This is a genomic window from Stutzerimonas zhaodongensis, from assembly GCF_003696365.1.
GTDB classification, from domain to species: Bacteria; Pseudomonadota; Gammaproteobacteria; order Pseudomonadales; family Pseudomonadaceae; genus Stutzerimonas; species Stutzerimonas zhaodongensis.
In genome coordinates this window covers 865562-878142 of record NZ_RFFM01000002.1, presented here as the reverse complement: position 1 = coordinate 878142, position 12581 = coordinate 865562, and the positions used below count along the sequence as shown (strand labels likewise).

The following is a 12581-nucleotide window of genomic DNA, read 5'->3' as shown; positions in this document are numbered from 1 at the left end:
CAGACTAGGACTCGCGCCCCGGTGGATATTGCTGGTGCAGTTGCTCGAGTTCTGCGTCCTTCGCGCTCCAGAGCTCATTGACCCATTCCTGAAAGCTAAGCCGATAGCGTTCATCCTGATCATAACTTCGGCGCAGGAATTCGGCTGGGATCGGCTGGGAGTCGATTCGCATCACCACCCGGCTAACCCTTCCGCACAGTAGATCCCAGAAGCTTGGATTGCCGTTCGGGTAGTGAATGGTGATGTTGATCAGCGCGGTCAGTTGCTCACCCATGGCATCGATCACGAACGCAATGCCGCCTGCGCGCGGCTTGAGCAAATAGCGGTAGGCCGACCCTTGCTCGATGTGCTTGTCCTCGGTGAAGCGAGTGCCTTCGATGAAGTTGAATACCGATACAGGGTTGGTGCGATAGCGCTCGCATGCCTTGCGCGTGGTCGCCAGGTCTTCGCCGCGCTTCTCGGGATACTTGGCCAGGTACTCCTTGCTGAAGCGCTTCATGAACGGAAATTCCAGCGCCCACCAGCAGAGGCCAATCACCGGCACCCAGATCAGCTCTTGTTTGAGAAAGAACTTCAGAATCGGCATCCGTCGGTTCAGCTGGTACTGCAACATCAAGATGTCTGCCCAGCTCTGGTGATTGCTAGTAACCAAGTAGGAATGCTGAAGGTCTACTTTTTCCAGTCCCTGCACATCCCATTCGGTACGTCGTACCTGGTCCATCCAGAAGCTGTTGACCGCTATCCACGACTCGGCGATCCAGTGCATGCCAAAACGCAAGGCGCGCTGGATGCGCGGTACGGGTAACGCCAGCTTGAGAAGCGAAAGGATGAAAAGCGGCCAGCACCAGAACAGCGTATTCAGCGCCAGGGTCAGGCCCGCGAGAACGCCCCTGAGCGGGGGAGGAAGGATGCGCAGCATCAATTGGCTCGTATGTCCGTCAATAACGGCGGCAAGCGTACCGATTGTGCGATGAACTGCAAGGTAAAACGTTGCCAGACGTTGGGAAAGCCCGGCCACGAAGGGCCGGGCGTCGCAGGTCAGGCTTTCTGGTTATCGGCCTGTAGAGCGGTCAGGGCGATGGTGAAGACGATGTCATCAACCAAGGCGCCGCGGGACAGGTCGTTGACCGGCTTGCGCAGGCCCTGGAGCATCGGCCCGACACTGATCACGTTTGCGCTGCGCTGGACGGCCTTGTAGGTCGTGTTGCCAGTGTTCAGATCAGGGAAGATGAACACCGTGGCTTGCCCGGCAACCAGGCTGTTCGGCGCTTTCTGTTTGCCAACGCTGGCAACCGATGCCGCGTCGTATTGCAGCGGCCCGTCGATAGGTAGCTGGGGCGCGCGCTCCTGGGCGATGCGCGTTGCCTCGGCCACCTTCTCCACTTCAGCACCACTGCCAGATGTACCGGTGGAATAGCTGATCATCGCCACGCGCGGCGTGACGCCAAGCGCAACGGCCGATTCGGCACTCTGCAGTGCAATCTCAGCCAGCTCGGTGGCGGACGGGTTGGGATTTACTGCGCAGTCACCGTAGACCAGTACCTGGTCAGGCAGCAGCATGAAGAATACCGAAGATACCAGGCTGTATCCCGGTGCCGTCTTGATCAGCTGCAACGCCGGGCGAATGGTGTTGGCGGTGGTGTGCACGGCGCCTGAAACCAGGCCGTCCACCTCATCGAGCGCCAGCATCATGGTGCCCAATACGACGGTGTCCTTGAGTTGTTCGCGGGCATCGTCGGGTGTAAGGCCTTTGGCCTTGCGCATCTCGCACATAGGCTCGACGTACTGGTTGGTGATCAGGTCCGGATCGAGAATCTCCAGACTTGCCGGCAGGTTGATGCCCTGCTCGCGGGCGACGGCCTGTACCTCTTCGGGCTTGGCTAGCAGTACGCAACGGGCTATGCCGCGTTCCTGGCAGATCGCAGCCGCGCGAATGGTGCGGGGCTCGTTGCCTTCCGGGAGCACGATACGCTTGTTCGCCTGCTGAGCGCGCTTGACCAGCTGATAGCGGAACGCGGGAGGTGACAGTCGCAGCTCGCTGCGTGGTGCGCTCAGGCGGGTACGCAGCAGCTCAGGCTGCAAGTGCTTGGCGATGAAGTCGGTGACCTGGCCGGCGCGCTCGATGTCGTCAGCCGGAGTCTCCTTGTTCAAGCCGAACAGGTTGGTGGCGGTATCGTAAGAACCCGTCTGGACGGTCATCACTGGAAGACCGCCATCGAGCGCCGCTTTACACAGTTCAAGGATGCGTGGATCGGGCGCGAAATCACTGCACAGCAGGAGGCCTGCAAGCTCGACGCCATTGAGCGATGCCAGGCTCGCGGCAAGGATGATATCGTCGCGATCACCCGGTGTTACGACCAGAACCCCAGGCTCGAGCAGCTGGACGGTATTGGGAACAGCTCTGGCGCAGAGGACGATCTTGTTGACGCGGCGTTGTTCCGACTCGCCTGCATGAAGCACCTTGGCGCCGAGCAGTTCGGCGATGTCACGAGTACGCAGCGCGTTGAGCGTCTCGTCGAACGGAATCGCACCTAGTAGCTGGAAGTCCGGAGTCCCTAGTACGGGAAGCTGAGCTTTGAGTTGGTCGACAAAGGCAGGCACGCCCTCGGCGCTCTTGACCTTGTTGAGGATCACCCCCAGCACCTTCGAATCCTTGGCCCCACCGAACAGCTGCGCCTGGATCTCGATACGTTCGGCCAGACGCTTGAGTGTGTCGTTGCTCTGTGCGGCGATCAGGATGACTTCGGCATCCAGGCTTTTGGCCAGATGAGTGTTGATCCGGGAGGTGTGGTTGAACTCGCGCGTCGGCACCATGCCTTCGACGATGACGACATCCTTGCCGGCGGCTACTTCCTGGTAGCGACTGACCACGTCTTCCAGTAGCAGATCCAGCTCCCCGTCTGCCAGTTGCCGTTCAACCTGCTCCAGCGGCAACGGTTCGGGCGATGTGATGCTCAGGGTGCGTTCAACCAGAACGCAGGAGCGCTCGCGGCCCTGGTCCAGCGGGAAGGGCTGGGCGATCGGTTTGAAGAACCCCACCGTCAGTCCGGCGCGCTCCAGGGCGCGGATCAGACCGAGGCTGATGGAGTTTAGGCCGCCACCGAAACCGCAGGGGGCGAGAAAGAGCGTATGCATGATGATCTCCTATCTAGCGAAGGGGGATGCCAGGTAGACGAAACCCGACGCCGTGGATGGTCGTCGGGTCCGTGCAATGAGCATGACTGTCGGCGCGCAATCAGGCGTCGAGCAGCGCCAGCGTGTCCAGCGCGATCTGGCGTTCTTCGTTGGTGGGCACAACCAGCACCCTCGGGCTGCCCGGAGCCTGGATTTCCCCACCCACGCCGCGGGTGCAGCGCGCGTTAGCTTCTTCGTCCAGCTTGAAGTTGAACAGCTTGAGGTGTTCCAGCGTCCGGGTCCGCACGGCTGTGGAGTTCTCGCCGATGCCACCGGTGAAGATCAGCCCATCGAGCTTCGGAAGGGCGCAGGCCATGCTCGCGAGCGACTTGGCCAGGCGGTAGCAGAAGACTTCGAATGCCAGGTTGGCGCCGGCGTGCCCGGCGGCACGGGCTTCCTGCAGCGTACGTAGGTCGTTGGACAGTCCTGAGAGGCCCTTCAGGCCACTGTCATGGTTGAGCATGCGATCGATCTGCTCGAGGCTCCAGCCCAGCGTCCGGTTCAAATAGCTGTGCAGGTTGGGGTCGACATCGCCGCTGCGGGTGCCCATCACCAAGCCTTCCAGCGGGGTAAGGCCCATGCTGGTGTCGCGGCTTTCACCATTGACGATGGCGCAGGTGGAGCACCCATTGCCCAGGTGAGCGGTAAGCCAGCTGCTGTCGTCCACTGGCAGGCCGGTCATCTCGGCGGCACGCTTGCTGACATAGCTGTGGCTGGTGCCGTGGAAGCCGTAGCGGCGGACGCTGTGCTCCTTATAGAGGAACTCCGGCACCGCGTAGCGGAACGCGTGTTCCGGCATACTTTGGTGGAATGCGGTGTCGAATACGCTTACTTGTGGCAGACCTGGGAACAGCGCAATGGCGGCATCAATACCGACCAGGTTGGCCGGGTTATGCAAGGGCGCCAGTTGGGCGCTGTCACGGATAGCCTGGAGCACCTGCTCGTTGATCAGGCTCGAACCAGTGAAGTGTTCGCCTCCGTGCACGACCCGATGCCCGATGCCGTCGAGCTTGCCGCCCGCGGCGTCCTGCGCCAGTGGCAGCAGCTTTTCCAACGCTGCGCGATGGTCCGCGCCTGGAATGTCCAGACTCTGCTTGGTGTCGCCCAATTGCCAATGGAGCACGGCTTCCGGGCTGCCGAGGCGTTCGGCCAGGCCTTGCAAAGGAAAGGTCGATTGCGCTTCGTTGACCAGCGCGAACTTGATCGACGAGCTGCCGCAGTTAATCACCAGGATGTTTCGAGCCGACATCGGTGCTCCTTGGGTGCGTGGTAATTGTTGATATAGATCGCTTAGCTTGCGTCGCGGATTCTGTCACAGACTGGGCCGTTTCGATGCTCTCCAAAGGTTGTATGCGACACCGTCCGAGGCAGGTGTTCGAGAAAGTTGGTTTGAATCAAGAATGGTCCCGTTTATCCGGGCTCTGTTCGCAATCGGCGCAGCTCGCGGTTAGACTTTGGCATCACATTCCTCCATAAAGGTTTCGCCTCATGCAGATTGCCGCTAACAAGGCTGTGTCAATCGACTACACACTCACCAATGATGCCGGTGAAGTGATCGACAGCTCTGCCGGCGGCGCGCCGCTGGTCTACCTGCACGGTGCAGGCAATATCATCGCTGGCCTGGAAAAAGCTCTGGAAGGCAAGCAGGGCGGTGATGAGGTGAAGGTCGCCATCGAGCCGCAGGATGCTTACGGTGAGTACAGCCCCGAGCTGGTTGCGACCCTTAATCGCGCGATGTTCGAAGGCGTCGACGAATTGGAAGTCGGTATGCAGTTCCATGCCTCGGGCCCGGATGGCGGTATGCAGATCGTCACCATCCGTGACGTTGAGGGCGACGATGTCATCGTCGATGGAAACCATCCGCTGGCTGGGCAGCGCCTCAATTTCGAGGTCAAGATTGTCGAAGTGCGCGAGGCCAGCGATGAAGAAATTGCACATGGTCACGTTCATGGTGAAGGTGGTCATCACCACTGATACCCCGCCGGGAACGCGTACAGGCAGCGACTGGCTTCGATCCGGGTGATCGAGCAATGGAAGCGCTTCGGTACTGCCGGAGCGCTTTTTTACCCTCTGGAGAAGTGAGATGAGCGCGTTCCATGATTTGGTCCTACCCGGCCTCGCTGGCCAGGAGCTGCCCCTGGCGCCCTTCAAAAATCAGCTGACACTGGTGGTCAACGTCGCCTCCGAATGCGGATTGACTCCTCAGTATGCTGGCTTGCAAGAACTGCATCAGCGCTATAAAGATCGTGGATTCGGCGTGTTGGGCGTTCCTTGCAATCAGTTCGCCGCGCAGGAGCCCGGAAGCGATGCCGAGATTCTGCAGTTCTGCAATGAGCAGTACGGAATCAGCTTTCCCTTGAGCAGCAAGCTTGAAGTCAACGGCGCTCATCGGCATCCGCTGTATCGACTGCTGGCAGGCGAGGGGGCTGATTTTCCTGGGGACATCAGTTGGAACTTCGAAAAATTTCTCGTCGACAAGCACGGGCGAGTGCTGGCGCGGTTTTCACCCCGCACGGCGCCAGATGACCCAGCGCTGATACAGGCCATCGAAAGCGCACTCGCCTGACCTTGGTTGCCAGTCGCTAAGCGCCCAGCCGCTGCGTCTGGTACTGGTCCATCCGCTGCTCTTTCGAGCCGCGCTATCGTCTCGGCAGTTTCCTCAAAATAAACACGGTCGATAGTACTGTCCGCGTTAGACGACCGGTCATATGCTCGGTCCATGAATCTTCAAGCTCGAAACGACAAGCGTGACCTGATCCTGGCCAAAGGCGCGCAGGTCATGACACGTCGCGGGTATCACGGCACCGGTGTGCTGGAGATCGTCAAGGCTGCCGGCATCCCCAAAGGCTCCTTTTATCACTACTTCGCCAGCAAGGAAGACTTTGCGCTGCAGGCACTGGAGTACCTTTACTCGCCCAGACTCGCACGTTATCGGTCAGCGCTTACCAGTCTGGCTTCACCTCCCTGTCAGCGCATTGTTGGCTACTACGCTGAGTTGCTGGCGCACTTCTCTCGCCAGCAGAGCCCGGAGTACCACTGTTTTATCGGAAGTCTCAGCTTTGAAATGGCGGAGCTTTCGCAACCGATCGGCCATCGAGTTGAAAGCATTCTGACGCAATCGGTCAGCACTCTGGCTGACTGCCTCGAGCAAGCTCGGCTCGAAGGAGAGCTTGATTCGGACACCGATTGCCATGCGCTGGCAGAGTTTATCGGTAACGCCTGGGAAGGCGCGCTGTTGCGCATGAAGGTTGGCCGTTCGGTCGCGCCTCTGGAGATCTTCCTGGCCCAACTTGAGCGTCTGCTGAAGGTTCGCTGATTTTTTTTGCGCGACGGGTGAGACGACCGGTCGCCTTTCGATTGAAACCAACAAGGAGATAACGATGACTGCTGCCGTAAATGCTCTGTTCCAGCCGTTCGAACTCGGTAACCTGCGCCTCCCTACGCGCGTGGTCATGGCACCGATGACTCGGTCCTTTTCACCCAATGGTGTGCCGACTGCCGACGTGGTCGAGTATTACCGTCGCCGTGCCGCTTCAGGCGTCGGACTGATCATTACCGAGGGCACTACGGTAGGGCATAAGGCGGCCAATGGTTATCCGCATGTGCCGCGTTTCTACGGAGACGACGCGCTGGCGGGCTGGAAAGACGTGGTTGATGCCGTACATGCCGCGGGCGGCAAGATCGTCCCGCAGCTTTGGCATGTGGGCAACGTGCGGCGCATAGGTACCGAACCAGAAGCTGACGTGCCCGGCTATGGCCCGATGGAAAAGGTCAAGGATGGCCAGGTGGTCGTGCATGGCATGACCAAAGAAGACATCCAGGAAGTGATTGCCGCGTTCGCTCAGGCCGCAGCAGACGCCAAAGCAATCGGCATGGATGGGGTAGAAATTCATGGTGCTCACGGCTACCTGATCGACCAGTTTTTCTGGGAAGGCAGCAATCAGCGCAGCGATGAATATGGCGGTAGCTTGGCCAACCGCTCGCGCTTCGCCATCGAGCTGATCAGAGCAGTCAGAGCAGCGGTAGGGGAGGGTTTTCCAATAATCTTCCGTTTTTCTCAGTGGAAGCAACAGGACTACACGGCGCGACTGGTCACGACGTCTGATGCGCTGGGCGAGTTTCTCGCGCCTCTATCGGCGGCCGGTGTAGACATCTTCCATTGCTCGACGCGGCGCTTCTGGGAGCCCGAATTCGAAGGTTCGGACCTCAATCTGGCTGGCTGGACTCGTCAGCTGACGGGTAAGCCAACGATCACTGTCGGCAGTGTCGGACTGGACGGCGAGTTCCTGCAGTTCATGGTCAAAACCGACAAGGTCGCGCAACCGGCCAATATCGAAGGGCTGCTCGAGCGGTTGAACAAGCAGGAGTTCGATCTCGTCGCTGTGGGTCGTGCGCTGATCTGTGATCCTGATTGGGCGTTGAAAGTGCGTGAAGGACGCATGCAGGACATTCTGCCGTTCAGCCGAGAGGCGCTGAAAACCTTGGCGTAAGCGCTTTCGACCAATCCCGCGGTGCGCTTGGCGTGCGCGCCGCGGAATTATGCAACTACTCAGCCAGCCCTTACGGGGCTTTCACCGGTACAAGGTGTTTCTTTCCGCCTTCGCGGACCCAGAATAGCGTCGCGCCTGCCACAGCCGCCGGCATGATCAGCAGGTTCAGCACCGGAATGAGCAGTGCAGCGTAGGTCACCGCGCCGAAGCTCAAGCTCTTCCAGCGTCGCTGGCGTAGCCAGATCATCATCTCTGCCCAACTCATCTTGTTGTTGTCCGCCGGGTAGTCGATGTACTGCACCGCCATCATCCATATCCCGAATAGAAGCCACAGAGGTGCAGCGACCAGGTTGACCACCGGGATGAATGAAAGAATCAGCAATGCCACCGCACGGGGGGCGAAGTAGGCCAACTTGCGCGCCTCGCGCCCGATCGTGCGGGGAAGAATGGCCAGCAGCTCGGTCCAGCTGAAGGGCGGGGAACTGTCTTCACCGCGGGCTACCGTTTCAACCTTCTCGGCAAGAAAGCCATTGAACGGGGCGGCGATGATGTTCGCCAGCATGGTGAAGGTGAAAAACACCATCAGCACGACGAGGACGACAAATAACGGCCAGAGGATGTATTCCAGAAACATCAGCCATTCGGGCAGGCTTGGCATGAATGTATCGACCCAGCTGCCAAACTGGCTAAGGGCAAGATAGATAAGGCCGCCGAACAACAGCAGGTTGACCGTCAGAGGGAGTATGACGAACAGACGTAACCCGGGGCTGAGGATCAGCTTCAGGCCTTCACGCAGATACTGCGGGCCGGAAAGTGCCGTGATGGGCATATAGTTTACTCAGGATGGGAACGGACAGGACCTTACCCGCTTTGCCCTGCAGGGAAAAGGCTGGCCTTCGCGGCCGTTCAATAGACTTCGACTATATGAGCAATCGATATTGGTGAATGGCTGCCGTTGCGCTTGAAGCCGACACTTGGTCTCGAAAACGCCTCTTTGGTTTCAGGGCCGTCCGCTATCAAGCCTTCCCCAAGTGCATGGCCGGCCCTTTTTTATTTCTCTTCGAAGTTGACGGGTTTGCGTCTCAGCGGCTGCTGATCGAAGCGCACGCCCGGCAACCCGGTTTCCATCAGTGCTCGAATGTTGCGATGGTCGGTGCCGCTTGGATTTTCCAGTACCGACTGATAATGCTCGCCAAACGCCAGTAGAGCCTCTTCGGTGGAAAAGCCTTCCAGAACGGCAAGTCCAAGCGTCTTACATGACCCCTCGTTCTCACCGGCGGCGTTTTCAACGTTGCCATTGAAAAAGCGACTCGGCTGATAGTCGTAGGCGTTGGATATGAACGCCAGCGTTTCGCTGAAGGGGTGATTGCGGTTGCGCAGGCTGGCGCGAAAATCCCTGAGGCTGGTCATGGTTTTTGGCTCTTGTCGAAAGCGGCCTGTTGCTCTGGTGTTGCTTCCTTCTGGTAGCGCTTCTTCCATTCCGCGTAAGGCATGCCGTACACCTCTTCACGGGCTTCATCGATGCTGACCTCGATGTCCAGGTCATCGGCTGCGGCCTTGTACCACTTGGACAGGCAGTTGCGGCAGAAACCAGCCAGGTTCATCAGGTCGATGTTCTGTGCGTCCGGGCGGCTACGCAGGTGCTGGACCAGACGACGGAAGGCCGCGGCTTCGAGTTCGGTGCGTTCTTGATCATTCATGAGATGGGTCTCGGCGTTGCAGACGTCGGCGGGATCATAACCTCCACAGTTGCCCTGAGCCATACGACCAAACAACTTAACCTGCATGCCGGCATCGAGTGTGAGAGACGTCAATCCGCAATGAGCTGAGCGATTACGGTCAATGGTGGAATGCTGCGATGGCAGGGTCAGCAGTCGCGATGCGCCGTCAGGGTGAAAGATACCGATCCGGCGATACGCAAGGCGCAGGGCTTATCTATCACTTCGGCGTAGCGTACCTGCGGAAGCACCATGATCAGATCGAGGTTCCTGCGTGAGGCGCTCGCGCAGCGCGAATCGGTTGCCCTCGACGTGCTGAATGATCATCTTGGTTACAGTGCAGTAGTTCGGTGCGTGCTTGATGCCGTTGACGCACCGCGTCGGCCGCCTGGCATTCCTTCGCGCCTCAGATCAGATGACGGCCGCCATTCACGCTCAGCGTAGTGCCGGTGACATAGGGGTTATCGAGCAGATAGCGCAAGCTCTGGTAGATCACCTCGGCGCCGGGCTCGATACCAAGGGCGGACTTTGCCAACGCCTTGCGGCGGTATTCCTCGTCATCGCCTTCGTTGAACTGTATCAGCGCCGGGGCAATCCCATTGACCTTGATTGCTGGCGCCAGTCGAGCGGCGAACGATAGCGTGAGGTTGTCCAGTCCGGCTTTGCTGGCAGCGTAGGCGATGTGTTTTTTGCTGCCCACTCGAGTGACGTCATCGCTGATGTGGATGATGTCTGCCGGGCCGCCATGCCCCAGCAGTTCGGCGCAATGGGTATTGATCAGGTAGGGCGCGAGCATGTGGACGTCGAACATTTGCTGGAACACCGCTGCTTCTTCGCCCGGCGTGTCGGTGCGCCAGTCCGATGCGTTGTGAACAATGGCGCGTAGAACCGACGCGTGCTGCTTTAGCGTCGCTATGAAGGCAAGTATGCCGTCAACGCCGGAGAAGTCCGCATGCAAGGTCATAGCGCCACGCTCACGAAGCCGATCCAGGCCTTCGCGAGGGCTGCGGTAACTGACGATGACGGACTGCCCTTCATCGAGCAAGCGCTCGGCGCAATGCAGGCCGATGCGTTGGCTGGCGCCTGTGATCAGGATTGGGGCCGTTGGCTGGGTCATGGTTTCATGCGTCGTTGTCGAGCTGAGCCTTGCATGCCGCGTTCATGCGGCATTTGTCGAGCGCCAGCTTAACCCAAGGAGGGCGTAGGCGCTGCAGGGAGCGGCTCGGCCCACCTTGGAAGGATCGATCAGGACGGCTCGGGCGTTGCTGCGAGCATCTCGCTAGGCAGTTCCGGTTGCAGTTCCGGATGAAGTCGTTGGTGCTGCTCATACAGATACGAGCGGATGCGCTCAGCATCTCTGTCTTGCGGGTATTCCACTTCATAGGCGGTCATCCCGCCCTCGGCATCGCGAATTCGATGCGCGTCGATTTCAAGCGAACCCTCACCCGGGAGAGCCAGATGCATGTGTAGATGCTTGGGTGCGTTCTTGGGGCCGACATCCACCAGCAAACCATTTGGTGAGAGCTCATGGACGCTCAGGGCGGTTTCGTTGCCGTCATCGGAGAGCAGCGGCAATGGCTCGTCCAGATGCAGGCGCCAAGCCCGCAGCACCGGGCCCCGCTCATATATGGTCGGCGGGGCGAGGCGCAGGTGAATCGCCTGGAACTCATCCTGGGTGAGCTTCAGCGGGAATGACATGCAATAGTCTTCGAGCTCGGCTTCCAGGGTCAGATTGGCCTTGGCGGCCAGTTGCAGCAGCAGGCCGTTGGCCTTCTCGCCACCGTCCACGTTGAAACCTGCGCGGGCTTCCCCGGACTCGGTCGAGGTGCTGCTTACCAGATCATTTATATAGGCCAGCTCGGCGCTGGTCAGAACGGTCTTTTTTGGCATTTCGATTTCCCTCTCAGGGCAACAGGCCAGGCCTGCCCATGCCTCGGTCGCTCCGGTGCGCTCGTAGGTCGAGACGGTTTCCGTGAGATCCTCTGCCAGGACGGCCTTGCGACAATGTATCTGCCGAAAAATTCCCCGGTCTGTCAGCGAAGTGTAGAGCTCTGGATGCCAATCAGGTGTGTCGAATGCGGCATAATGCTCGGCCTCAATCTGCATGGAGCCCAGCATGAAAGTCGCCATCCTCTCCGGTACGGTCTACGGCACTGCCGAAGACGTCGCTCGTCATGCCGCCACGGTGCTCAAGGCCGCTGGTTTCGAGGCCTGGCACGATCCACGCGCGCAGCTTGCGCAGATTCAGGAGTTTGCGCCGCAAGCGCTGCTGGTTGTGACGGCCACTACAGGGATGGGCGAGCTTCCGGATAATTTCGTACCGCTTTACTCCGCCATTCGCGACCAGTTTCCAGCCTGGCAGGGCTTGCCTGGCGGCGTCATAGCGCTGGGTGATGCCAGCTACGGCGATACGTTCTGCGGTGGTGGCGAGCTGATCCGCGAGCTGTACGCGGAATTGGGCGTGCGGGAAGTACTGGAAATGCTGCGTCTTGATGCCAGCGAAACAGTGACGCCGGAATCGGACGCCGAACCCTGGTTGGAGCGCTTCATCGCAGCCTTGCGTGGCTGACCCTGCCTAAGGCGAAGACGCGCCGTTATCTTGGGCAGCTCTGCTCTTGGCGAACGCCTGTAGTTGCGGATAGAACTCCTCGAAGTCTTGCTGGAGTGGCACGTATAGCCGCTCCAGCTCAGTGACCCCGCCAACAAGCCCTTCCGGGCGTGACAGTCGTCGACTCATGCCTGCCACTACCTGCTCCATGACGGCAAACTCCCGATAACTACCGAGCCAGTCCTGAGCTGCCATTCGTGGTGCGATCAGCGCCAGTGTGCCGGGCAGCTCGGCCTCCTCGTGCAGTATCCGGTAGACCCGAGTGGTGAAGTCGTCCAAAGGCACGTCGGCATAGTCAGTCCAGTTTGCAGCCAGGCAGTGGTCGAAAAACAGATCGACCAGGATGCCGGCGTAGCGACGGCGCTCCTTAGGGAAGCGCTGCTTGGCTTGCAGGACGACCGGGTGGCTGTCAGTGAAAACATCAATCTGCCGGTGAAGTCGGATGCCGGCCTCGATGTCAGCCGGCCAGCGGCCCTGCAAAGGCCCTTTGACAAAGTCACCGTACAGACTGCCGAGCAGCTCGCCAGGTTGGGAGCCGCCAAGGTGGAGATGTGCAAGATAGTTCATACGCCGAGTCTAGCAGCGCTTGCT

The 12581-nt window shown here is 59.6% G+C and carries 14 protein-coding genes and 1 pseudogene; 5 read left to right on the top strand and 10 right to left on the bottom strand.

From position 1 onward, the window contains the following. Window positions 1-4: 4 nt before the first annotated feature. From EA797_RS12505 to EA797_RS12495, 3 genes are all read right to left on the bottom strand, one after another. A complete protein-coding gene (locus EA797_RS12505) occupies window positions 5-919 on the bottom strand; it encodes an acyltransferase (RefSeq protein ID WP_122165604.1) in 915 nt (304 codons plus the stop codon). A 119-nt stretch (window positions 920-1038) separates the two neighbouring features. Continuing rightward, the gene (gene pta / locus EA797_RS12500; protein ID WP_122165602.1) at window positions 1039-3135 is read right to left on the bottom strand and encodes a phosphate acetyltransferase; all 2097 of its coding nucleotides are present in this window, start codon (window positions 3133-3135) and stop codon (window positions 1039-1041) included. A 100-nt stretch (window positions 3136-3235) separates the two neighbouring features. Then, a complete protein-coding gene (locus EA797_RS12495; protein WP_122165600.1) occupies window positions 3236-4423 on the bottom strand; it encodes an acetate kinase in 1188 nt (395 codons plus the stop codon). 239 nt (window positions 4424-4662) lie between these two features. Here EA797_RS12495 and EA797_RS12490 point away from each other — a divergent pair, with 239 nt between their 5' ends. From EA797_RS12490 to EA797_RS12475, 4 genes are all read left to right on the top strand, one after another. Further along, complete coding sequence (locus EA797_RS12490; RefSeq protein ID WP_122165598.1) at window positions 4663-5148, top strand: FKBP-type peptidyl-prolyl cis-trans isomerase; 486 nt, start codon at window positions 4663-4665, stop codon at window positions 5146-5148. A 109-nt stretch (window positions 5149-5257) separates the two neighbouring features. Then, on the top strand, window positions 5258-5740 hold the full coding sequence (locus EA797_RS12485) for a glutathione peroxidase (protein WP_122165596.1): 483 nt from the start codon (window positions 5258-5260) through the stop codon (window positions 5738-5740). A 153-nt stretch (window positions 5741-5893) separates the two neighbouring features. Beyond that, entirely contained in the window at window positions 5894-6490 is a 597-nt protein-coding gene (locus tag EA797_RS12480) for a TetR/AcrR family transcriptional regulator (RefSeq protein WP_122165594.1), read from the top strand. Window positions 6491-6554: 64 nt separating this feature from the next. After that, entirely contained in the window at window positions 6555-7664 is a 1110-nt protein-coding gene (locus EA797_RS12475) for an NADH:flavin oxidoreductase (RefSeq protein WP_122165592.1), read from the top strand. A 70-nt stretch (window positions 7665-7734) separates the two neighbouring features. On the opposite strand, the gene cysZ is transcribed toward EA797_RS12475, so the two are convergent. The 6 genes and pseudogenes from cysZ to EA797_RS12445 form a co-directional block, all read right to left on the bottom strand. Further along, complete coding sequence (gene cysZ, locus EA797_RS12470) at window positions 7735-8493, bottom strand: sulfate transporter CysZ (protein ID WP_122165590.1); 759 nt, start codon at window positions 8491-8493, stop codon at window positions 7735-7737. A 221-nt stretch (window positions 8494-8714) separates the two neighbouring features. Next, window positions 8715-9074: a HopJ type III effector protein gene (locus tag EA797_RS12465; RefSeq protein WP_122165588.1), complete on the bottom strand. Its 360-nt coding sequence runs from the start codon at window positions 9072-9074 to the stop codon at window positions 8715-8717. Continuing rightward, entirely contained in the window at window positions 9071-9364 is a 294-nt protein-coding gene (locus tag EA797_RS12460; protein WP_102853604.1) for a DUF1244 domain-containing protein, read from the bottom strand. The genes EA797_RS12465 and EA797_RS12460 overlap by 4 nt, the downstream gene beginning before the upstream one ends. Before the next feature lie 167 nt (window positions 9365-9531). Continuing rightward, window positions 9532-9751 (bottom strand): annotated as a pseudogene (locus EA797_RS22010) (tunnelling fold family protein); the annotation flags it as partial. A gap of 37 nt (window positions 9752-9788) precedes the next feature. Further along, a complete protein-coding gene (gene folM / locus EA797_RS12450; RefSeq protein ID WP_122165586.1) occupies window positions 9789-10499 on the bottom strand; it encodes a dihydromonapterin reductase in 711 nt (236 codons plus the stop codon). A 128-nt stretch (window positions 10500-10627) separates the two neighbouring features. After that, on the bottom strand, window positions 10628-11500 hold the full coding sequence (locus EA797_RS12445) for a PilZ domain-containing protein (RefSeq protein ID WP_244214105.1): 873 nt from the start codon (window positions 11498-11500) through the stop codon (window positions 10628-10630). Here EA797_RS12445 and EA797_RS12440 point away from each other — a divergent pair. Further along, window positions 11499-11951: a flavodoxin gene (locus tag EA797_RS12440; protein WP_122165584.1), complete on the top strand. Its 453-nt coding sequence runs from the start codon at window positions 11499-11501 to the stop codon at window positions 11949-11951. The genes EA797_RS12445 and EA797_RS12440 overlap by 2 nt on opposite strands. Before the next feature lie 6 nt (window positions 11952-11957). Here the strand turns inward: EA797_RS12440 and EA797_RS12435 are convergent, their stop codons facing one another. After that, entirely contained in the window at window positions 11958-12557 is a 600-nt protein-coding gene (locus EA797_RS12435) for an acyl carrier protein phosphodiesterase (RefSeq protein ID WP_122165582.1), read from the bottom strand. Window positions 12558-12581: the final 24 nt, after the last annotated feature.

Excerpts from the sequence above, each read along its gene's own strand:
- EA797_RS12475 (WP_122165592.1), top strand. The coding sequence starts at position 6,555 with ATGACTGCTGCCGTAAATGCTCTGTTCCAGCCGTTCGAACTCGGTAAC.
- EA797_RS12460 (WP_102853604.1), bottom strand. The coding sequence starts at position 9,364 with ATGAATGATCAAGAACGCACCGAACTCGAAGCCGCGGCCTTCCGTCGT.
- EA797_RS12445 (WP_244214105.1), bottom strand. The coding sequence starts at position 11,500 with ATGCTGGGCTCCATGCAGATTGAGGCCGAGCATTATGCCGCATTCGAC.
- EA797_RS12490 (WP_122165598.1), top strand. The coding sequence starts at position 4,663 with ATGCAGATTGCCGCTAACAAGGCTGTGTCAATCGACTACACACTCACC.
- pta (WP_122165602.1), bottom strand. The coding sequence starts at position 3,135 with ATGCATACGCTCTTTCTCGCCCCCTGCGGTTTCGGTGGCGGCCTAAAC.
- cysZ (WP_122165590.1), bottom strand. The coding sequence starts at position 8,493 with ATGCCCATCACGGCACTTTCCGGCCCGCAGTATCTGCGTGAAGGCCTG.
- EA797_RS12505 (WP_122165604.1), bottom strand. The coding sequence starts at position 919 with ATGCTGCGCATCCTTCCTCCCCCGCTCAGGGGCGTTCTCGCGGGCCTG.
- folM (WP_122165586.1), bottom strand. The coding sequence starts at position 10,499 with ATGACCCAGCCAACGGCCCCAATCCTGATCACAGGCGCCAGCCAACGC.
- EA797_RS12440 (WP_122165584.1), top strand. The coding sequence starts at position 11,499 with ATGAAAGTCGCCATCCTCTCCGGTACGGTCTACGGCACTGCCGAAGAC.
- EA797_RS12485 (WP_122165596.1), top strand. The coding sequence starts at position 5,258 with ATGAGCGCGTTCCATGATTTGGTCCTACCCGGCCTCGCTGGCCAGGAG.
- EA797_RS12495 (WP_122165600.1), bottom strand. The coding sequence starts at position 4,423 with ATGTCGGCTCGAAACATCCTGGTGATTAACTGCGGCAGCTCGTCGATC.
- EA797_RS12435 (WP_122165582.1), bottom strand. The coding sequence starts at position 12,557 with ATGAACTATCTTGCACATCTCCACCTTGGCGGCTCCCAACCTGGCGAG.
- EA797_RS12480 (WP_122165594.1), top strand. The coding sequence starts at position 5,894 with ATGAATCTTCAAGCTCGAAACGACAAGCGTGACCTGATCCTGGCCAAA.
- EA797_RS12465 (WP_122165588.1), bottom strand. The coding sequence starts at position 9,074 with ATGACCAGCCTCAGGGATTTTCGCGCCAGCCTGCGCAACCGCAATCAC.